The following is a 20,344-nucleotide window of genomic DNA, read 5'->3' on the forward strand; positions in this document are numbered from 1 at the left end:
AATGGCAGATTTATATTTTCGACGTCATCGCCGTTTAAGACAATCGGCTGGTATCAGATCAATGGTAAAAGAAACATACTTACATAAAGAGGATTTAATCTATCCAATTTTCGTGATGGATGGAGAAAATATTAAAAATCCCGTTAACTCTATGCCGGGAGTTTTTCAATTTTCTTTAGACCGTTTGGGAGAAGAGGTAGACGAGGTCGTTACATTAGGGATACCATCAGTTATTTTATTTGGTTTGCCTGCGACAAAGGATGCTGAAGGAACTCAAGCGTACCATGATCACGGAATTGTACAAAAGGCTATCCGCTTTATCAAGGATCGTCATCCAAACCTAGTGGTTATCGCAGATACTTGCTTATGCGAATTTACAGATCATGGTCACTGTGGAGTAGTTGATGAGCATGAAAGAATCTTAAATGACCCATCTTTGGACTTACTAGCAAAAACTGCTGTGAGTCAAGCTCAAGCAGGAGCAGATATCATCGCACCTTCTAACATGATGGATGGATTTGTTACTGCTATTCGTCAAGGATTGGACAGAGCTGGATTTCAAGATGTGCCGATTATGTCTTATGCAGTGAAATATGCATCAGCTTATTACGGTCCATTCCGTGAGGCTGCGGACGGAGCTCCTAAATTTGGAGATCGTAAAACGTATCAAATGGATTATTCTAACCGTATGGAGGCAATTCGTGAAGCAACTTCTGATATGGAAGAGGGAGCAGATTTCTTAATCGTAAAACCTGCACTAGCATATTTGGATATTATCCGCGATGTTAGAAATAACTTTGATGCTCCAATCGTTGCGTATAACGTAAGTGGAGAGTATGCAATGGTGAAGGCCGCTGCAATCAACGGCTGGATAAACGAAAAAGAAACAGTTCTAGAAACTTTAACAGGAATGAAACGTGCAGGAGCCGATATTATCTTAACGTATCATGCTAAAGATGTAGCGCGTTGGTTGGAGGAGAAATAATGTCAAAATCATATAAATTATCTAAAGAAGCATTTACAGAAGCAAAGGAACTAATGCCTGGTGGGGTTAACAGTCCTGTTCGTGCATTTAAATCCGTAGACATGGATCCAATTTTCATGGAGAGTGGAAAGGGAGCCATCTTAAAGGATATTGATGGCAATGAATACATCGACTATGTACTTTCATGGGGACCACTTATTTTAGGTCACACTGAACCGAACGTAGTAAAAGCTATTCAAGAGGTAGCTGCAACTGGGACTAGCTTTGGAGCTTCTACTTTAATCGAAAATAAGCTTGCCAAATTAGTAATGGAACGTGTTCCATCTATTGAGATGGTCCGTATGGTTTCTTCTGGTACGGAGGCAACCATGAGTGCATTGAGATTAGCACGTGGTTATACAGGACGTAACAAAATATTAAAATTCGAAGGATGTTACCACGGTCATGGAGATAGTCTACTGATTAAAGCTGGATCTGGTGTTGCTACCTTAGGTCTTCCAGACAGCCCGGGTGTACCCGAGTCTATCGCTAAAAACACAATTGCCGTTCCTTATAATGACATCGAAAGCGTTCGCTATGTGTTTGAAAACTTCGGTGACGATTTAGCAGCAGTAATTGTAGAGCCAGTGGCAGGAAACATGGGCGTTGTGCCTCCAATTGAAGGATTCCTTGAAGCATTGCGTGAGTTGACAGAGAAAAATGGAACAGTTTTAATCTTTGATGAAGTAATGACTGGTTTCCGAGTGGGCTATAACTGTGCACAAGGCTTTTTCGGTATTACACCAGATTTAACTTGTCTAGGAAAAGTAATCGGGGGAGGCCTACCAGTAGGTGCTTTCGGAGGAAAACGAGAAATCATGGAAATGATTGCACCGGCAGGCTCTGTATATCAAGCAGGTACTTTATCTGGAAATCCTTTAGCAATGACAGCAGGATATGAAACATTATCTCGCTTAAATGAAGACACGTACAAATATTTTATTAAGCTTGGAGATATGCTTGAAAAAGGATTCAGAGAATCGGCAAGCAAGTACAATATTCCACATACAGTAAATCGTGCTGGTTCTATGATTGGCTTCTTCTTTACTAACGAAAACGTTATTAACTATGACGTAGCTAAAACAGCTGACCTTGATTTATTTGCAAAATATTATCGTTTAATGGCTGAGGAAGGTATCTATTTACCACCTTCTCAATTTGAAGGGATGTTCCTATCCACTGCACATACAGAGGAACATATCAATAAAACAATCCAAGCTTTCCATACTGTTTTTGAAAAGCTAGCTAGATAACTGACAAACATACTAAAAAATTTAACTGCTCCGTAAAAGTTAGACACTAATCTAATTTTTACGGGGTATTTTTTTATTTGAAAATATATCTGCTTTACAAGGGATACGCGGTCTATTCGTGGCTGGTCTATTATGACAATACAGCAAAAATAACAAGAAATGCTCGATTTGGCACTAAGCGGTCTCGTCTGAATAAGTCCTTAGTCAAAGTTTTGGAAAGCGAAGCATAAATGAAAGGTATTTTTCATATTTTCTTACGTTGAAACATAATTTGTCCTATACGAAGGAGGATGAAAAATGGAAGTGAAAAGTTGGGAAGTAAAGGAACAGTTTTGTTTTCCGCAAAGTTTTGGTGTACCAAAGGAAGTTAAGACAATTAAGGTGACTCCACAATATTTTCAAGAGGAAATAGACGAAATGGTGCATATAAACGGTATTTATCATATTACATGTCATGTGGAGTTTGAAGAGGGAGAAGTTGAGCACCATGCAACAAGCGAATTTACAGAAATAGAGGATTTAGATTTACAAGGAGAGCTGGGATATTTTGAATATGCTGTTCCGATGAGCGTAGAAATCAGTAAGGAGAGAATACAACAGGATACGTCTCCAAGTATTAGTGTAGAAAATATAAATTGTAAAGCAGAATCGGATGGAATTGAAATTGTCTGGTTTGTGAATTGTGAATACGAAACGTCAAGACCACTGAAAACAGAAGTGGTAATGACAGATCTAATAGAAGAGGAAGAAGAACAAACAGAAGTGGTAGAGGTTTTACCATTTAATTTTACCCAGGATGAAGAGTCAAGTGAAGATACAATGCAAGTTCAATTAGAAAGTGAAGAACTAGAAGAAGTAACAGTAGAGCCGTTAAAGCCAACACAAAGAGTAGTGAGTGCTGAGCAACAATCTACAAATGAGGATGATCAACAGGATCTGCCTAAAGTTGCTATAAAACATAATGAAACGGAAAGCTCAGTCGAAGGTGAGTCAGAACTGCAATTTATATTAGATTTAGAGGACGGATATACTAAGCTTTCCTTTCCATCAAATAATGTCCTTAAACAATAAAAATCCGAGAAATGCCAAAAAGACTAGCAAGATAAAATCCCATGTAGTAGGAACGATCAATACACGAACAAGTTGAAAGCAACCGATTGGTATAATGATGCCTTTTACGTAAAAACGAGTTCTTCGTAGCCAATCTGGCAGAAGATAGGGGTTGTATCCTCTTTTCATAGTGTTTTCCTCCTTTCACAAGACTATGCTTGACGGCATATAATAATATCCTATACAATAAAAACAACTATATATGGATGCTATGAATGGGAAGAGTAAAATGACACGGTTATCTAAAGAAAGGAAACAATTTGCTGAAATGTTTCCGTTAGCCACCATTTGAAGGTAGCCCAAGAGCAGCTTTTGTGAACTAACAGTAGCAATTGCCGGTTTGAAGCCGTTATCTAATTGAGAGCGTGATGTGTTTTATTGCATCTGCGAATAAAGGTGGTACCGCGAACAAACTCCTTCGTCCTTTAGTGATGATAGGAGTTTTTTTATATTCTTTTTTAGGAGGAAACGATATGACAAACGAGACAACGATGTCTACCAAGTATGATCCGCAGTCAATTGAAAAAGGTCGCTACGAGTGGTGGTTAAAAGGCAAATTTTTTGAAGCGCATCCAGAGAGTGAAAAGGAACCATATACAATTGTGATTCCACCACCGAACGTAACTGGGAAGCTACATTTAGGTCACGCCTGGGATACTACGCTTCAAGATATTATCATTCGTATGAAGCGTATGCAAGGCTATGATGCCCTATGGTTACCAGGAATGGACCATGCAGGAATTGCTACTCAAGCAAAGGTGGAAGAAAAACTTCGCGCTGATAATATTACTAGATATGACCTTGGCCGAGAAAAATTCGTTGAAGAAACATGGAAATGGAAAGATGAATACGCAGGGCATATTCGTCAGCAATGGGCAAAGCTAGGCTTAGGCTTAGACTACTCACGTGAACGTTTTACATTAGATGAAGGCCTTTCTAACGCAGTAAAAGAAGTATTCGTTAATCTATATAACAAAGGCTTGATTTACCGTGGCGAATACATCATTAACTGGGATCCAGCTACTAAAACAGCACTTTCGGATATTGAAGTAATTCATAAGGATATACAGGGTGCATTCTATCATATGCATTACCCACTTGCAGATGGTACTGGTTCGATCGATGTTGCAACAACTCGACCAGAAACAATGCTAGGGGATACGGCTGTTGCGGTACACCCTGAGGATGACCGCTACAAGCATTTAATCGGTAAAAAGGTAAAATTACCAATCGTTGGCCGTGAAATTCCAATCGTAGCAGATGATTACGTGGATATGGAGTTTGGTAGTGGTGCAGTTAAAATTACTCCAGCTCATGACCCGAATGATTTTGAAATTGGTAACCGCCATGATTTAGAAAGAATACTAGTGATGCATGAAGATGGCTCAATGAATAAAAATGCTGGTAAATATGAAGGTATGGATCGCTTCGAATGTCGTAAGCAAATTGTGAAGGATCTTCAAGAAGCAGGAGTATTATTCAAAATCGAAGAGCATGCACATTCCGTTGGACATTCAGAGCGAAGTGGAGCTGTAGTTGAGCCATACCTTTCTACACAATGGTTCGTTAAAATGCAGCCACTTGCAAAAGAAGCTATTAAGCTTCAAGAATCAGAGGGCAAGGTAAACTTCGTACCTGATCGCTTTGAAAAAACTTATCTACGTTGGATGGAAAACATTCATGATTGGTGTATCTCCCGTCAACTTTGGTGGGGACATCGTATTCCAGCATGGTACCATAAAGAAACTGGAGAAGTTTATGTTGGGCACGAGGCTCCAGCTGATGAAGAAAATTGGAAGCAAGATGAAGACGTTTTAGATACATGGTTCTCATCTGCTCTATGGCCTTTCTCAACTCTTGGTTGGCCTGATGTAGAAAATGAGGAAATGAAAAAGTATTATCCAACCAATGCCCTTGTTACAGGTTATGATATTATATTCTTCTGGGTGTCTCGTATGATATTCCAAGGAGTAGAATTTACAGGAACTCGCCCATTTGACGATGTACTAATTCACGGTTTAGTACGTGCAGAAGATGGTCGTAAAATGTCGAAATCTCTTGGAAACGGCATTGATCCTATGGATGTAATCGAAAAGTACGGTGCAGACTCACTACGCTACTTCCTAAGCACTGGCTCATCTCCAGGGCAGGATCTACGCTTCTCAGTAGAAAAAGTAGAGGCTGTTTGGAACTTCGCCAATAAAATTTGGAATGCATCACGCTTTGCATTGATGAATATGGATGGCTTGAAATACGAAGAAATTAACTTAGAGGGCAAAAAGTCTGTAGCAGATGCTTGGATTCTTACTCGTTTAAACGAAACAATTGAACAAGTAACAAGACTTTCTGAGAAGTATGAGTTCGGTGAAGTTGGTCGTGCACTTTATAATTTCATCTGGGATGACTTCTGTGACTGGTATATCGAAATGTCTAAGCTACCGCTAAACGGGGAGGACGAGGAAGCGAAGCATATGACTCGTTCCGTTCTAGCATATGTATTAGACAATACGATGCGTTTATTACATCCATTCATGCCTTTTATCACAGAAGAAATTTGGCAAAACCTTCCTCATGAAGGGGAGTCAATTACAGTAGCTCCATGGCCGACTGTAAACGAAGAGCTTTCTGATCAAAGCCAAGCAGCAAGCATGAAATTACTTGCAGAGATTATCCGCTCGGTACGTAATATACGTTCAGAGGTACAAACTCCAATGAGCAAAAAAGTGCCTCTATACATCTCAGCGAAAGATGCCGACACGCTTGCTGTGTTAGAAGCTAATGCGAAATACTTAGAGCGTTTCTGTAACCCAGAGCCTCTAGTGATCGGTCAAGACCTAGAAGATCCAGGTCAATCGATGTCAGCGGTAGTTACAGGTGCTCTATTGTACCTTCCACTACAAGGCTTAATAGATATTGATGCTGAAAAAGCTCGTTTAGAAAAAGAATTAGAAAAATGGGCAAAAGAAGTGAAGTTAGTTCAAGGTAAGCTATCCAACGAACGCTTCGTTTCAAAAGCACCTGAGGCAGTAGTAGCAGAAGAGCGTGCCAAAGAACAAGATTACCTAGAAAAACACGCAACTGTGTTAAAACGTCTTGAGGAATTAAATAACTTGTAATTAGTAAGCGTAGCAAGCACCCTAGAGGTGTTTGCTACGCTATTTTTATGAATAAATACAAGTCGAGCTACTGGAGTAATTGAGAACCATTTTAGAAATGGGTTTTAGCACGGATAGTGTGGAAGAATCTTGCAGAGACGGAGTAGAACATTGCAGAGAAGAGGAAGAACATTGCGGAGGAGGAGTAAAACCTTGCAGAGAACGAATGAAATGTTGCACAGATGGAGCAGAAACTTGCAGAGACCGCATAGCATAGCATTCAAACACAAAAAAACACCTCGAGCTCAATGCTCAACGTGCTTTTTTAACTGTTTATCGATGTAATCCATGATTGGTATAGCAATATCCGTTTTTGTTGTTTGGAAATATGATCTTGCACCAACCGGATCTTCTATTTCATTGAAAAGCCATCCCCCATTGGGTAAAAGGAGGAAATCGATTCCTACATAATCACTTTTAATCGCTTTTGCAATTTTTACTACGTCTGCCTCTTGGCTTGCAGAAAGCTCATACTTTTCAACAGTTCCACCTAAATTAAAATTGGATTTAAAGCTATTTGGAGCACCGATCCTCTTTACAGCTCCAATGACCTCACTGCCCAGCATAAATACTCTTACATCAGTTGCATTCGTTTCTATATAGCTTTGGGCAATAATCTCTTGTGAGCCGTACTTTGTTAGAAACTCTACCGCAGCTTCTTTATTGTCCAAAAGCTCTACCTGTAAGCCGCCATGTCCCTCAATAGTTTTTAAAACGATAGGGTACTGATCGATCTCATGAATATCTTTTATTTTTTTCGTTGGTACTGTTGCAATTCCTAGCATTTGAACTAGCTGAATTGCTTTGTATTTATCATTTGCAATGACGTTGACCTCAGCCCGGTTGAACATAGGTAATCCTCGTTGTTCAAGCTTTTTGGAAAGCTCAGGATTACGAGCTCTAAAAAAGATAAAATCTACTTCTGGAAATTCTAGCTGTTGATCATCTATCACATTCAATGTATGTCCGTGATTCCTTGCAGCTTTAATAAGGCGATCGATGAAATTTTGATTTCTCTCGATTTCCTTTAATTCATATATCAACAAGCCATTCATATAACAACAGCTCCGATTTTAGATAATATATAGCTAATCATGGCATCTCCTACGTTAATGCCAGTGACATTATAAATGTTACGAATATGTGCTACTCCATTAACCTCACAAACTAGTGGTTCTTCGTCTTCACCAAAGAGCAAATCGACCCCAGCAAATTCAGCATTCAATGCAGCAGCAGCTTGAATAGCCACTTCTTTTTGTTTTTCTGTTAAAACGATTTCAGTTGCAGTCCCACCATTTGTGATATTGGCACGGAAATCAGTAGCTGATTGACGGTGCATGCAAGCCACAACTTGACCTCCCACCACATTGACGCGAATATCTCTTCCTCTACTCGTATGGATGAATTGCTGGAAGACATATTCAATCCCTTTTAGCTCTTCCACCTTTTCAAAAAATTGCTCTCTTGTTTCTATCAAATAAACTCTTTGACCAAATGAGCCATGTGCTTCTTTAATAATCATAGGTAGCTGAAGTACTTGTAAAACCTGCTCGTAATAGCCAGTGTTCAAAATAGAGAACTCAGGATAGACTTTAGGTGCTATAATCGTCAGAGGCATTGGCACGTTAGCTTTTGCCAGCGCGAGATATTGATGCGCCTTGTTATCACAAATCTCAATCACGCTTGGATCATTGAACACTGGTATGCCTTCATTCTTTAGATATTTTGCAAGCAAAATATCTTTGTCTAGAAAGACGACAAAATCAGGCCTTGTTGATAAGCTTTCATGAACATTCATCAGAAGCTCATAATTTTTTACTAAAACTGCTAGTATGCCTTTTTTTTCTGCTGCTTCTTTCAGGAGGAGAGCCTGATCGAGAAACTTATCATGAGTTAGGCTACCATTGTAAACGATCCAACAAGTTTGCATAATTAATGACCTCCACGGGTACGTGTTATAATGTGTTCACAAGAAGTTTAGCAGAAAAGTAACGAAGACGGAATAGGGTGAATGACTTGGAAATAAAAAAATTTAATAACTATAAGATAAAATGGGATATTACTAGTGAAACTATGATTAAACCTGGTCTAGAGCGTATTCAGGAAGCTTTAAATAAATTGGGAAATCCGCAGGAAAAACACAAATTAATTCATGTTGCTGGCACAAATGGGAAAGGCTCAACGATTGCCTTTATGAGAGCGATTGCAAAGGAGCACAACTTAACATATGGTAGCTTCACATCTCCTTGTTTAATCGATGTACACGATCAAATACAAATAAACGGCAATAATGTTACCGAGGATCAAATGGACAAGGCGTTTCAAAAGCTTAGACTAGCAGGAATAAGTGGTATGCTTACTGATTTTGAGCTTTTAACAGTAGTTGCATTTTTAATTTTTGAAGAACACGATTTAGATATTGTATTCCTGGAAAGCGGAATGGGTGGAAGACTTGATAGCACAAACGTAATTCAACATTCTTTAGCAGTTATACCGAGTATATCTATTGATCATACGAACTTCCTAGGTGACACTATCGAGAAAATAAGCTGGCATAAAGCAGGAATTTTAAAAGAACATGGGAAATTGATAATAGGGGAAATTCCCCAAAGTGCCAAAGAGGTAGTAGATAAAGAGGTAAAAGAGAAACAGGCGGAGCTTATTGAAATAAACAAAGATTTTAAAATGATAGGTAAAAGCTATACATATCACAACCATCAATTTAGTGATTTAATGCCACAAATGCTTGGAAGCCATCAGTTATCGAATATGGCACTGGCAATTACAGCAATATTAGAAAGTGAATTTGCTTTAGATGAGGAGAAAGTACAAAGAGCAGTTAGTATGGCAGCACTTCCTGGAAGAATGGAAAAGTGGAGTGAGAGAACGTATATGGATGGGGCACACAATAAGGCAAGCATTGACGCCTTAGTAGAGACGATCAAGCAATACTTTCCTAACGAACGTATCCATTTTATAATAGGTATATTAAAAGACAAAGATTATATGTATATTTTAAAAAGACTAGAGGAAATTGCTGCAAGTTTTGAGTTTGTAGATTTTAAACATGAAAGAGCTTTAGATGCTAATATTTTGTTTAAACACTGTACACACAGTGAGAAACGTATAACTAAAGATATAAATAATATAGACCTAATTTCAGAAAATGAAGAAGTTGTTACTATAGTCACTGGTTCTCTGTATCTAATTACCGAGTTAAAAGGAATAAACAGGTAAAATGTAATTTTAATTATTCTGTTTTCTTGTGATATAATTTTTATATAATATAACTGCGAAAAAAGTAATGGCCTAAAAGGAAGGGGGATATGGTTGATGGTATTTACTCAGAGAGCTAAAAATATAATGATCTCACTTTGGTTCATTTTTGTTCCAATTGGGACTTTTTTAGTATATATAAACTCCCCAACCAAACCTACCGAATGGGAAAATTACGGATACTATTTGCTATTAGCATTACTATCTAGCGTATTTCCATTTGTTATAGCCGGTTCTACAATTATTCTTGTATTATGGGTAAATGCTGCGATATTTATGAAGTATGGTCTATTAGCTGAACTAATTTCTATGCAGCTGAGTATGTTTCCTGTTATATACCATATGAAAATTACCCGTGAAACCTTATTTAAATACTTCTTCAATTCATTTATGTTTTTTTTACTTTCAGTAATTTGTGGATCTCTTATTTTGGGCTTAGGATTTGAAGTCGGCAGTATAGCTATAATGGATGTAATCTTATACGGCTCTCTATATGCTATCTCATATATATTGTTAAACCATGTGATTTTGTATATTAGAGAGCTTATTTGTGGGTTTAAGCCGTTTTTTCTAACGAAGGATTTTTATTGGGAAACAGCTTGCCTATTAATGACACTACCATTTGGCTTAAGCCTATATTTATTTGAAACGGCAACTGGACCAATCGCATTGTTGTTAATGGGAATACCGTTAATAACAATCACAGTAATAGTTCGATTGTATAGTGATTCTGAAAAAGTAAATAATGATCTGAACAAGGCAAGCGAGTTTGGGCACGAATTGGCGGAAAGATTAACTTCTGCTGAAATATTAGATATGTTTGTAGAGCGAGTCTCTAAAATGTTTCCTATTGATACTGCCTATATAGTTGACAATGTGATCGATAAATTTATAATTTTACGAGCAGTTGAAGATGGGGTTAAGAAAGAATTAGAATCCTCACATGAAGAAATAAAATATAGCTTTGTTGGGAATGTCTATCAAAAAGGAGAACCAATCCTCTATAATAAACAAACGGAATGGCTTCATATGAAACCTTCGTTTTTATCAATGGAGATGCAAAGCGTGATGGCTGTACCGATTTATCGAAATCAGAAAATTGAAGGTGTATTGGTTCTTGCAACAAAAAGTAAATTTGCATTTGAGCCTTACCAATTGAATATTGTTCATTTATTGTGTTCTTACTTTGCTGTTTCCTTAGAAAAAGCAAGATATGTAAGAGAAGCAGTAGCTCAAAGTGAAATATGTGAACTTACTAAGCTATATAATTATAGATATTTAGATAGACAAATTGCTACTGAAATGGAAAAAGTAGTAGCTGGGGCGTATCATTCACTGTCATTAATCATGCTGGACATCGATAAATTTAAAGCTGTTAATGATACTTATGGTCATCATAGTGGAAATCTAATCTTAAAAGAATTTGCCCAACTTATAAAAAAAGAAATAGGTGGAGAGGGCACGGTTGGGAGATATGGCGGAGAGGAATTCGTTGTTATCCTTCCAAACTACACCAAATTACAAGCTATTAACTTAGCAGAGCAGCTCCGTATGAAAATTGAGCAAACTCCTTTCATAGTAGAGCAGGGTTTAGCAGATGTAGCTAGAGAAGAGATTATCTTTATCACAGCGAGTATTGGAGTTTCAACAGCACCTGAAGATAGTGATGAGGGGAATTCCCTTATACGTAATGCCGATCGCGCTCTATACATCGGGGCAAAACAGGCGGGCCGGAATAGAGTTGCGGAGTATGTGAAATAAAAAACTCTCACAGTTAAGCAAACTGTGAGAGTTTTTTTATATTTCTCTTTCTTTCACGATTGGAGGTTCAACTTTATAAATTATTGGCTCTGGTTGTTTAAGGTTTGAAAAAGTTTCTATTATATCTTGATCATAAATTATTTGTAGTCGTGATTGTCTACTTCTTTGTCCGGCAACTCCTTCAAAGTGGCTGTTGCTTGTTATCCTTTGGGAACCACTAAAGCTACTATCACTAGCTCTACCCCTAATAGCATTCAGGACAATTCTTCTAGCTGAAATTCCTCCTTCGATTCGAATATTAGATCCTACACCAAATATCTCTAAATCTTCTTCTGTATAGAAAAATCCTTTAATTTGGCTAGGAGTATCCTGGTTTACTGAGTTGTTAGAAATTTTTATTTGCCCTTTTGCAAAAATAATTAATGAACCTTCTTTTTTATCTGCTAAAGATTTTCCGTTTATAGTGGAGTATTGTATATTTACATCTCCCTCTACGTAAAGAAGAACATTACTTTTTAGATTTGCTCCTTGAATATTTACATTTCCTTTAACGTATACCGGTCCATCTAAAGTGATAGGAGAATAGTTAGATGGATTATAGGTTGTATTATTGTTTCCAATTTGGAGATTTCCTCCTACATACAAGCCCTTTTTAAATGTTGAGTTTGAATTTTCTATTTCAAGGCTACCAATGGTTGATAACTGTTCAAACGTATTGTTTCCAGTCATTTCAAAGGTGGCATCTTCTTTTTCTACGTTCTTATATTCTACGCAAATTATAAACCATCTTGTACATTCTCTTTCAGTATAAGTAGGTATCACTTTTGAGTTTGGTTTATTAACATTAGCAATTTTTTTACTGTTCAATCCTGTAGAGAACCTTTCTCCATTGCTCAAATAGAAGTTTGCCCGTTGATCTGTTATTCCGATTGGGCTAATTACTGGCTCTCTTATAATTATTTTAGGAGAACTACCTTCACGAAAAAGTTGCTTTATATCCGTTTCTTTTTTATAACTTGAATTTGAAAAATTATTGTTAGCAATATGGCTGCTATAGGAGAGGTTCGAATTAAATGTATAAAAGTTCTTACCTAAGACAATTTTAGAGTTTGGTACTCCATCTGTTGGAATAGATTCAGGTAATATACTTGAAATCCATTGCTCTCCATTTAAGTATGCATAACCACGATCTCTAGTAATAATATTACCATCGACCTTAAAGTCGCCTTTTACAGAAACTCCTCCATGCATGTAAAGGTTCCCTTCTCCATTCTGTATGCCATCTTTAGTGTTAATATTCGTCCCTACAGCATACTTAAGAGTTTCCGGAGCAGACTCAGCACCAATTTCAATTTCTGTTGTCATAGTTTTCGTTGAATTACCTGAGATTCCATGACTTTCAAAAACAATTAATTTTCTAAGTTCATTTTCTACTGCTGGATTACCCTTTTCATAGGTAGGCTTAACTTCCTTAATACATGTTTTGTATGTTCCTGTTTTTCCTGAACTGTCTGTGATAGGAGAACCAGTCGTACATTTGTACTTATTTATAGTTGAGTTAAGTATATTAATAAAATTTGTACGAGTTAGACCATTACTCTCGTCAATTTTTTGAGTAAGCTCACTATTAATCTGCTGAGTAATACGGTCGATTCCTTTTTCAGATAAATCTTCAGATCTAACATTATCCTGGCGTATTTCATTTTTAGTTAATCCACTTATTGATAGAGACATTAAACTAAGGCCCAATATACTAAATACAATTAAAATAATGAGAGTTATAAGTAATGTATTTCCGCTCTGGTTTTTCATATATTGCATCTAATTTATCTCCTTATCATTAATTGTTCTTACCTCATTATCAAAATGGACTTCTTTATTTTTTTTTAAATCTACCAATACTAAGCGAACATTATAGATTTCTACTGCATCCTTGCCATCGTCTTGTTTATTTATATAAGATTTATTGGAAATACTAACATTTTTGTGTTGAGAGGGTATTACCTTATTTTGAATAATAAGTTTTTGGTTTTCGAAGCCATTTTTATATATTTTTCCAGATTTATTTACCATGAAATAATTTTTATTCTGATCAGGATTAGGGTAAAAAGTGATTTCCGACTCTTTAGTCGTATAAATTTCTTTTAACAATTGTGCCATTATATAGTCTGCTTCATCTCGAAGTTCATTAGTTGTTTTTATATTTTCATAATGTTCTAATCCTTTAGTTAATAAATTGAATGCAAAGATTGATAATGTTATGGTTAATACTAAGGAGACAAGTAATTCAATTAATGTAAGTCCTTTCTCATTACTTATGAATTTATTCATAGATAACGTATCCCTCCACTGAGCTGCTAGATTTATTTGTATTAGAGGTTACTTTGACTTCAATATTAAACATATTTAATTCTTTTTCTTTTAAATTTTGTGTAGTATTTAAAGTCACAGTATATTCTTTGTCATTTAATGAAATTTTATGTGCTTTCGTTTCCTTATATAGTGAGTTAGATTTTGGATCTATTTTAGGAAGGTGTTCAAATGGATCAATCTTCGTCCGTTCAAGATTAGCATCTGCTAGATATATCATTACTAACTTTTCGTTATTAACAGCCGCAATTTTATTAGAATTAATAAATATTTGAAAAAAAGAAAGGAAAATAATAGTTAATATTACTAAAGAACCCAAAACTTCTAATAATGAGAATCCTTTTTCATTTATCATGAAGTACACCCTTTTCTACAAGAAAATACAATTTTTAAACCCTTCGAACTAGTTTTATCATATAGAAATAAGCAAAATGTTTCAATTAATTTTTGCTTATAAAATATTTTTATAAAAACATTACTATTTTCCTGTGTAATTTTACTTAATTTTAAGTTAACATTTTTATTGTAACATTTTGGCGCAAATTATAAAAAAATAGAAGCAAAATATATCCTTGGAATAAATTAAGGAGTGAGATTTAATGAAAAAAACAGGTAAATTATTACTTTCTATATCTTTGGTGTTTTTTTATGTAGTTTCCTTCTCACCCGAAGTGCTTGTAATGGCAGAAAGTACTGAATCTAGCTCAACTATTGGTAATGTAGAAATAGAATCTGATAAATTTGATGAAATAAAAGATTTAATTGAAGAAGAAATTAAATTGTGGAAGGAAAATCCTATTGTTTTATCTGGTAATGGTACAGATATTTCTTTAAATCCTGACTGGTTTATTTTTGATGTAAATTCTACTGTTGAAAGATATTTGTTAGAGTCTTCTAAGCCTTGGTACACTTTTTGGAAAAAAGATCCTGTGATACATATACCACTTAGTGTAAAAATTAATCAAATCTTGAGAAATGAACTTCTTAAATATTCTCATTTAAACCAAGAGGAAACCATTTCAAACATTAAGAAACATGCAGAAAATTTGTCGAATGAGCCAATTGAAACAGTGGCACTAGATTTATCAATACTAGAATCAGAGAGACAAGCATTTACTTTGGTAGAAATGAATTTAAACTTAGTAGATCTTCCAGAAATTTTAGATGCATTAAATAATCAAATCATCCCTAGTGGACAGATATTTTCTCTGAAGGAAAAAATTCAGAAGGATAATATTACTTCTAATGAAGAAACAATCGATTTAGTGGCATCTCTATTATATAGTGTGATTTTGCAAACAAATTATGAAATTATCGAGAGACATTCACAACAAAAGATCCCTAACTACTTAGAAGCAGGTATAGAAGCAAAAGTTGATATGAACTCTGAAAAAGATTTTAAGTTTAAAAATATTAATGAAATACCTTCTATTTTGAAGATTAGTTTAAAAGACAATACATTGTTAGTAGAGTTGTTCTCTGTTCCTAATAATATAAAAGGTGAATATCAGGTGCTTGAAAAAGAAGCAGTAACACCTAGAACGATATACCGCTATTCTTCGACTATGAATGCAGGAGAAGAAACTCTTGTCCAAGAAGGTGTTCCGGGCTTAAAGGTTTCTGTTTATAGAACTGTATCAGATAAGCAAGGGCCATATGAATCTCAAGAACTGGTGAGTACAGACTATTATCCACCTACTCATAGAATTATTATGAAGGCTGTAGGTGTGCCTAATGCTAGTGATAAAGACCTTGAGGTCGATTTAAATGGCGATGGTTTACCGGATAGAGGAAATAACGATGTAAATAATACAAATAATCAAGGCGAACAGAATGATATTGAAGAATCTGAAAATATAGATTCAGATACATTACCAGAGGGTAGTTATTATGATAAGGCTGGAAATATAATAACTCCTAAATAAAGTGAGGAGACATCAAGTGAAAAATAAAACTCGAAAATTATTGGGTGATCTATTAGTAGAATCAAATGTAATTTCTGATGAACAATTACATTTTGCATTAAGTCAAAAAAGAAGAGATGAAAAGCTCGGAGACTATTTGATTACTGAAAATCTTATTACAGAACAACAATTGATAGAGGTTTTAGAATTTCAACTAGGTATTCCTCATGTAAACTTAAATCAATATTCAATAGATCCTGAACTTCTTCAGCTGGTGCCTAAGGAACTGGCAAAGAGAACCAATATAATGCCTCTCAAAAAGAATAAGAATAAACTTTTAATAGCGATGGCAGATCCTATGGATTACTTTGCTATTGAAGAAGTTCGTATGGCTACTGGCTGTCAAATTGAGACAAGCATTGCTGCTAAGGATGACTTGTTTCGAACGATAACTAAGTACTATGATCTACAAGAATCAATGGATCAAGCATTGATTGATATGACTCCGACGGAAATTGAGAATGATACACAAATTACGGATGAGGATTCTCCAATAGTACGCTTAGTAAATCAAATAATTGCCAATGGTGTAGCTCAACGTTCTAGTGATATTCATTTTGATCCTCAGGAGACTGATTTGAAGGTTAGATATCGTGTAGATGGAATGTTAAAAACAGAACGATCATTACCTAAGTACATGCAAAATGTGATACTGGCTCGTATAAAAATAATGGGAAATTTAAATATAACTGAAAATAGAGTTCCACAAGATGGTCGTATAAAAATAAACGTTAACATGAGAGCAATTGATATAAGACTTTCCACCTTGCCTACAATATACGGAGAAAAGGTAGTAATGCGTATTTTAGACATGACCAATGCTTTAAATGACCTAACAAAGCTAGGCTTCAATGAAAAAAATTTAAAATCTTTCAATAAGATGATAGATCATCCTAATGGAATAGTCCTTCTTACTGGTCCAACGGGTTCTGGTAAATCATCAACGCTATATGCAGCATTAAACAAACTAAACAATGAACAAGTAAATATTATTACTGTTGAAGACCCCGTTGAATACCAACTTGAGGGTATCAACCAAATTCAAGTACGAGAAGAAGTAAATCTAACATTTGCTGCCGGGTTGCGATCTATCCTTAGGCAAGATCCCGATATTGTAATGGTTGGAGAAATACGTGATCTTGAGACTGCTCAAATTGCTGTCAGAGCTTCTTTAACAGGACATTTAGTGTTAAGTACTCTTCATACCAATAGCGCTGTCGAATCTGTCTCGCGTTTAAAAGACATGGGAATTGAACCTTTTTTATTATCATCTTCACTGGTTGGAATTGTGGCCCAACGATTAGTAAGAAAAGTATGTCGTGATTGTGGAGAGAGCATAAGAGCAAATGAGAGAGAAAAAGAAATCTTTCAAGAAAGAGGAATCTATATTGAGGATGTTCGACGTGGTAGAGGGTGTCCTGCTTGCAACCAAACTGGCTATCGTGGAAGGCTAGCGATTCATGAGGTATTGGTTGTAGATGATTTTGTGAGAGATGTTATTCTAACTAGTAAAAGTCCAGCACAGTTACGTAAGCATATGAAAGAAACTGGATATCTAACACTGTTAGAGGATGGTTTATTGAAGGTAAAAGAGGGACTTACAACTACAGAAGAAGTTCTTCGGGTAGCTACAGTTAATTGAGGTGACAAATATGAAGTACGATATGACAAAGCTATTAGAAAGAGCATTTCAGATAAAAGCATCAGATCTTCATTTAACCGTAGGGCTACCACCAGTTTATCGTAGAAATGGAAAGCTGGAAAACTATGGCGACGCTATTTTGGATAAAAATGATACTAAAGAAATTGTTAAAGAATTATTAACTACTGAAATGCAGCATGAGCTTAACGGCAAAGGTGAACTCGATTTCAGCTATTCTTTAGTTAATTTATGCCGATTCCGAATAAATGCTTATCATCAGCAAGGGAATCTAGCGATTGCTATAAGAATGATTGAGTATCAAATTCCTACGATCGAAGAGTTAGGGATGCCAGATGTACTGTATACCTTGGCTGAGAAGCCTCAAGGACTAATATTAGTGACAGGACCTACTGGTTCAGGGAAATCTACAACATTAGCATCTATGCTAGATTATATTAATACTAATACCTCAAAACATATTATTACTTTAGAGGACCCGATTGAATATGTACATGAGCATAAAAAATCAATTATAAATCAAAGAGAAGTAGGGTCAGATACAAATAGTTTTGCAAATGGTCTTCGTGCAGCATTGAGACAGGACCCTGACGTAATATTAGTTGGAGAAATGAGAGACTTAGAAACGATTTCTACAGCAATCACTGCAGCTGAGACAGGGCATTTGGTAATGGCAACTTTACATACTAGTAGTGCACCAACTACTATTGATCGGATTATTGATGTATTTCCTCCCCATCAACAGGGACAAATTCGAGTTCAACTAGCGAATGTATTGCAAGGAATTATCTCCCAACGGCTTTTCATTAGACAGGATGAATTAGGTAGAGTGGCTGCCACTGAGGTATTAATACAGACATCATCAGTAGCTAATCTTATTAGAAATGAAAAAATACACCAAATACAAAATGTTATGCAAACTAGTAGAGCACTAGGGATGCATACACTTGAAAACTCCATCCAACAACTAGTGAGCACAGGTACAATTACCTTTGAGGTGGCTAAGCCATATATGAATGTAGGTGACTATTAATGGTCGTTTATAAATATGTTGGGAGAACCTCTAGAGGGACGATTAAAAAAGGAATTGTAGATGCTACTAATAAACAGATGGCCATTACTAGACTTCGTTCTCAGGGAATTAATCCGCGAGAAATTGAAGAATCTAAAAGTGTTCTTCATAAGGAATTATCTTTTGGTGGAAAGGTAAAAAATCAAGATTTTGTTATTTATAGCAGACAGTTTGCAACTCTAATTAGAGCTGGTGTCTCGATTTTGGAATCTACAAAGATATTAGCAGAGCAAACATCGAGTAAGCCATTAAAGAAAGGTCTGCAGGCGGTTGAGGAGGATGTGAGATCAGGTTTATCTTTTTCTGATGCAGCATCCAAAAAACCTAAAGTTTTCCCAGTACTTTTCGTCAATATGATCAGAGCCGGTGAAGCGACAGGTAATTTAGACGAAGCATTAGATAGGTTAGCTTTTTCATATGAAAAACAATTTAACTTAAAGAAGAAGGTTCAGTCTACTTTAGCCTATCCGCTTATATTGTTGTTTTTAACAATAGTCGTATCTGTGTTTTTAATGCTTACTATTGTTCCGCAATTTGTCTCGATGTTCGATGATTTGGGCGCGGATCTTCCGCTAATTACGAAAGTTGTAATGTCTTTAAGTGAATCCTTACAGTCCTCTTGGTATATATTCTTGCTTATAATTTTGCTCTTCGGAATTATTGTAAATTATTTATATCAAAATAACGAAAAGTTCAACTATGGGTTCCACTTAATTTTGTTGAAGCTACCGATATTCGGAAAGCTACTTCAAAAATCTGCAATTGCTAGAATGACCAGAACGCTTTCCTCATTGTTCAGCAGTGCTGTTCCAATTTTACATGCCTTGTCTATTGTGGAGAACGTTATTGGCAACCCTGTTGTTGCAAAAGTAGTAAGGGAATCTCGTACTAGTCTTGAACAGGGTAGTACGCTTTCAGCACCACTAGCTAAAAGCTGGATATTCCCTCCACTTGTAACACAGATGACCTCCATTGGCGAATCGACTGGTTCTTTGGATTATATGCTTGAAAAAATTGCAGACTTCTACGAGGATGATGTAGATCGGACTGTAGACACGTTAAAATCAATGATAGAACCATTAATGATTGTATTTTTAGCAGGTGTAGTTGGAACGATCGTAATGGCAATCATGGTGCCGATGTTTAGCATGTACGAGCAAATTTAGAAGGTTTTCATTTAAAGGAGGTGAAAAGTTCATGACGAACGAATCAAAAAAACATACAAGCAAAGGGGATAATAAAATGAAAAAAATGAAGCAATTATTAAAAAATCAAAAGGGTTTAACATTAGTTGAGCTTTTAGCAGTAATCGTAATTCTAGCTATTGTAGCTGCAATAGCAGTACCAGCAATCGGGAACATAATAGAGAACAGTAGATATAATGCAGTTAAAGCAGACGCAACTAATGTTTTAAGTGCTGCTCAGTTGTATTTTACAGATGAAGCTTCAGAAACAGAAGTGGATGTAACAACTTTAAAAAACCAGAATTACTTAGAGTCAGAAGGGAAAATACCAACTGCAACAAAAATTACAAAAGCTAAACCTAATACCATTACAACTACCGCTATAGATTATTCTGGCGGTAAAACAGTTACTTTTTCTACAGCTTCTTTAAAACAAATAAATGATGATGATCAAAAGGGTAGTGAAGCAGGTAATAAAACTGTACCAAAACCATGATAAAAAAACTCTAACTACA

Annotated in this window: 17 protein-coding genes and 1 other annotated feature; of the genes, 11 read left to right on the forward strand and 6 right to left on the reverse strand. The window is 35.9% G+C overall.

The window, feature by feature from the left end; all coding sequences use genetic code 11:
• Nucleotide 1: 1 nt before the first annotated feature.
• The 3 genes from hemB to H9650_RS06265 all read left to right on the forward strand — a co-directional run bounded on the left by hemB (nucleotide 2) and on the right by H9650_RS06265 (nucleotide 3,348).
• The gene (gene hemB, locus H9650_RS06255) at nucleotides 2–985 is read left to right on the forward strand and encodes a porphobilinogen synthase (protein ID WP_191696816.1); all 984 of its coding nucleotides are present in this window, start codon (nucleotides 2–4) and stop codon (nucleotides 983–985) included.
• Nucleotides 985–2,277, forward strand: a complete 1,293-nt coding sequence (hemL, locus tag H9650_RS06260; protein ID WP_191696817.1) for a glutamate-1-semialdehyde 2,1-aminomutase — start codon at nucleotides 985–987, stop codon at nucleotides 2,275–2,277. Before hemB ends, hemL begins: the two co-directional genes overlap by 1 nt.
• A 297-nt stretch (nucleotides 2,278–2,574) precedes the next feature.
• Complete coding sequence (locus tag H9650_RS06265) at nucleotides 2,575–3,348, forward strand: hypothetical protein (protein WP_154310547.1); 774 nt, start codon at nucleotides 2,575–2,577, stop codon at nucleotides 3,346–3,348.
• On the opposite strand, the gene H9650_RS06270 is transcribed toward H9650_RS06265, so the two are convergent.
• Nucleotides 3,325–3,516 carry a hypothetical protein gene (locus H9650_RS06270; RefSeq protein WP_144535671.1) on the reverse strand — a complete coding sequence of 64 codons (192 nt, stop codon included), beginning with the start codon at nucleotides 3,514–3,516 and terminating at the stop codon, nucleotides 3,325–3,327. The two genes, H9650_RS06265 and H9650_RS06270, sit on opposite strands and share 24 nt — an antisense overlap.
• Before the next feature lie 73 nt (nucleotides 3,517–3,589).
• Nucleotides 3,590–3,816, forward strand: a binding site (T-box leader).
• A gap of 44 nt (nucleotides 3,817–3,860) precedes the next feature.
• On the opposite strand from H9650_RS06270, the gene H9650_RS06275 reads away from it, so the two are divergent.
• The gene (locus tag H9650_RS06275; RefSeq protein WP_191696818.1) at nucleotides 3,861–6,503 is read left to right on the forward strand and encodes a valine--tRNA ligase; all 2,643 of its coding nucleotides are present in this window, start codon (nucleotides 3,861–3,863) and stop codon (nucleotides 6,501–6,503) included.
• A 284-nt stretch (nucleotides 6,504–6,787) separates the two neighbouring features.
• On the opposite strand, the gene H9650_RS06280 is transcribed toward H9650_RS06275, so the two are convergent.
• The gene (locus H9650_RS06280) at nucleotides 6,788–7,597 is read right to left on the reverse strand and encodes an ATP-grasp domain-containing protein (RefSeq protein ID WP_191696819.1); all 810 of its coding nucleotides are present in this window, start codon (nucleotides 7,595–7,597) and stop codon (nucleotides 6,788–6,790) included.
• A complete protein-coding gene (locus H9650_RS06285) occupies nucleotides 7,594–8,472 on the reverse strand; it encodes an ATP-grasp domain-containing protein (protein WP_144535677.1) in 879 nt (292 codons plus the stop codon). The genes H9650_RS06280 and H9650_RS06285 overlap by 4 nt, the downstream gene beginning before the upstream one ends.
• 86 nt (nucleotides 8,473–8,558) lie before the next feature.
• On the opposite strand from H9650_RS06285, the gene H9650_RS06290 reads away from it, so the two are divergent.
• Both H9650_RS06290 and H9650_RS06295 read left to right on the forward strand, forming a co-directional pair.
• Nucleotides 8,559–9,779 carry a bifunctional folylpolyglutamate synthase/dihydrofolate synthase gene (locus tag H9650_RS06290; RefSeq protein ID WP_225215946.1) on the forward strand — a complete coding sequence of 407 codons (1,221 nt, stop codon included), beginning with the start codon at nucleotides 8,559–8,561 and terminating at the stop codon, nucleotides 9,777–9,779.
• Nucleotides 9,780–9,875: 96 nt separating this feature from the next.
• On the forward strand, nucleotides 9,876–11,579 hold the full coding sequence (locus tag H9650_RS06295; RefSeq protein WP_154310553.1) for a sensor domain-containing diguanylate cyclase: 1,704 nt from the start codon (nucleotides 9,876–9,878) through the stop codon (nucleotides 11,577–11,579).
• A 36-nt stretch (nucleotides 11,580–11,615) separates the two neighbouring features.
• On the opposite strand, the gene H9650_RS06300 is transcribed toward H9650_RS06295, so the two are convergent.
• Genes H9650_RS06300 through H9650_RS06310 form a run of 3 tightly spaced genes read right to left on the reverse strand, consistent with a single transcriptional unit; the run spans nucleotide 11,616 to nucleotide 14,304 of the window.
• Nucleotides 11,616–13,400 (reverse strand): hypothetical protein, encoded by a 1,785-nt coding sequence (locus H9650_RS06300; protein ID WP_186318044.1) that lies wholly within the window; start codon nucleotides 13,398–13,400, stop codon nucleotides 11,616–11,618.
• On the reverse strand, nucleotides 13,401–13,910 hold the full coding sequence (locus tag H9650_RS06305; RefSeq protein WP_191696820.1) for a PilW family protein: 510 nt from the start codon (nucleotides 13,908–13,910) through the stop codon (nucleotides 13,401–13,403). It abuts the gene before it with no gap.
• A complete protein-coding gene (locus tag H9650_RS06310; RefSeq protein WP_144535685.1) occupies nucleotides 13,903–14,304 on the reverse strand; it encodes a type IV pilus modification PilV family protein in 402 nt (133 codons plus the stop codon). The genes H9650_RS06305 and H9650_RS06310 overlap by 8 nt, the downstream gene beginning before the upstream one ends.
• A gap of 244 nt (nucleotides 14,305–14,548) precedes the next feature.
• Between H9650_RS06310 and H9650_RS06315 the strand changes: the two genes are divergently transcribed.
• Genes H9650_RS06315 through H9650_RS06335 form a run of 5 tightly spaced genes read left to right on the forward strand, consistent with a single transcriptional unit; the run spans nucleotide 14,549 to nucleotide 20,325 of the window.
• On the forward strand, nucleotides 14,549–15,874 hold the full coding sequence (locus H9650_RS06315) for a VanW family protein (protein ID WP_191696821.1): 1,326 nt from the start codon (nucleotides 14,549–14,551) through the stop codon (nucleotides 15,872–15,874).
• 16 nt (nucleotides 15,875–15,890) lie between these two features.
• Entirely contained in the window at nucleotides 15,891–17,555 is a 1,665-nt protein-coding gene (locus tag H9650_RS06320) for a GspE/PulE family protein (protein ID WP_191696822.1), read from the forward strand.
• Between the two features lie 10 nt (nucleotides 17,556–17,565).
• The gene (locus H9650_RS06325) at nucleotides 17,566–18,606 is read left to right on the forward strand and encodes a type IV pilus twitching motility protein PilT (RefSeq protein ID WP_191696823.1); all 1,041 of its coding nucleotides are present in this window, start codon (nucleotides 17,566–17,568) and stop codon (nucleotides 18,604–18,606) included.
• On the forward strand, nucleotides 18,606–19,811 hold the full coding sequence (locus tag H9650_RS06330; protein WP_191696824.1) for a type II secretion system F family protein: 1,206 nt from the start codon (nucleotides 18,606–18,608) through the stop codon (nucleotides 19,809–19,811). The genes H9650_RS06325 and H9650_RS06330 overlap by 1 nt, the downstream gene beginning before the upstream one ends.
• A gap of 31 nt (nucleotides 19,812–19,842) precedes the next feature.
• The gene (locus H9650_RS06335; protein ID WP_225215947.1) at nucleotides 19,843–20,325 is read left to right on the forward strand and encodes a type IV pilin protein; all 483 of its coding nucleotides are present in this window, start codon (nucleotides 19,843–19,845) and stop codon (nucleotides 20,323–20,325) included.
• Nucleotides 20,326–20,344: the final 19 nt, after the last annotated feature.

It is taken from the genome of Psychrobacillus faecigallinarum, from assembly GCF_014836595.1.
Classification (GTDB): Bacteria; Bacillota; Bacilli; order Bacillales_A; family Planococcaceae; genus Psychrobacillus; species Psychrobacillus faecigallinarum.

Bases quoted from the DNA above. Each gene is read 5' to 3' on its own strand.
- H9650_RS06315 (WP_191696821.1), top strand. From the start codon at position 14,549: ATGAAAAAAACAGGTAAATTATTACTTTCTATATCTTTGGTGTTTTTT.
- H9650_RS06305 (WP_191696820.1), bottom strand. From the start codon at position 13,910: ATGAATAAATTCATAAGTAATGAGAAAGGACTTACATTAATTGAATTA.
- H9650_RS06265 (WP_154310547.1), top strand. From the start codon at position 2,575: ATGGAAGTGAAAAGTTGGGAAGTAAAGGAACAGTTTTGTTTTCCGCAA.
- hemL (WP_191696817.1), top strand. From the start codon at position 985: ATGTCAAAATCATATAAATTATCTAAAGAAGCATTTACAGAAGCAAAG.
- H9650_RS06285 (WP_144535677.1), bottom strand. From the start codon at position 8,472: ATGCAAACTTGTTGGATCGTTTACAATGGTAGCCTAACTCATGATAAG.
- hemB (WP_191696816.1), top strand. From the start codon at position 2: ATGGCAGATTTATATTTTCGACGTCATCGCCGTTTAAGACAATCGGCT.
- H9650_RS06325 (WP_191696823.1), top strand. From the start codon at position 17,566: ATGAAGTACGATATGACAAAGCTATTAGAAAGAGCATTTCAGATAAAA.
- H9650_RS06335 (WP_225215947.1), top strand. From the start codon at position 19,843: ATGACGAACGAATCAAAAAAACATACAAGCAAAGGGGATAATAAAATG.
- H9650_RS06280 (WP_191696819.1), bottom strand. From the start codon at position 7,597: ATGAATGGCTTGTTGATATATGAATTAAAGGAAATCGAGAGAAATCAA.
- H9650_RS06295 (WP_154310553.1), top strand. From the start codon at position 9,876: ATGGTATTTACTCAGAGAGCTAAAAATATAATGATCTCACTTTGGTTC.
- H9650_RS06330 (WP_191696824.1), top strand. From the start codon at position 18,606: ATGGTCGTTTATAAATATGTTGGGAGAACCTCTAGAGGGACGATTAAA.
- H9650_RS06310 (WP_144535685.1), bottom strand. From the start codon at position 14,304: ATGATAAATGAAAAAGGATTCTCATTATTAGAAGTTTTGGGTTCTTTA.
- H9650_RS06270 (WP_144535671.1), bottom strand. From the start codon at position 3,516: ATGAAAAGAGGATACAACCCCTATCTTCTGCCAGATTGGCTACGAAGA.
- H9650_RS06275 (WP_191696818.1), top strand. From the start codon at position 3,861: ATGACAAACGAGACAACGATGTCTACCAAGTATGATCCGCAGTCAATT.
- H9650_RS06300 (WP_186318044.1), bottom strand. From the start codon at position 13,400: ATGCAATATATGAAAAACCAGAGCGGAAATACATTACTTATAACTCTC.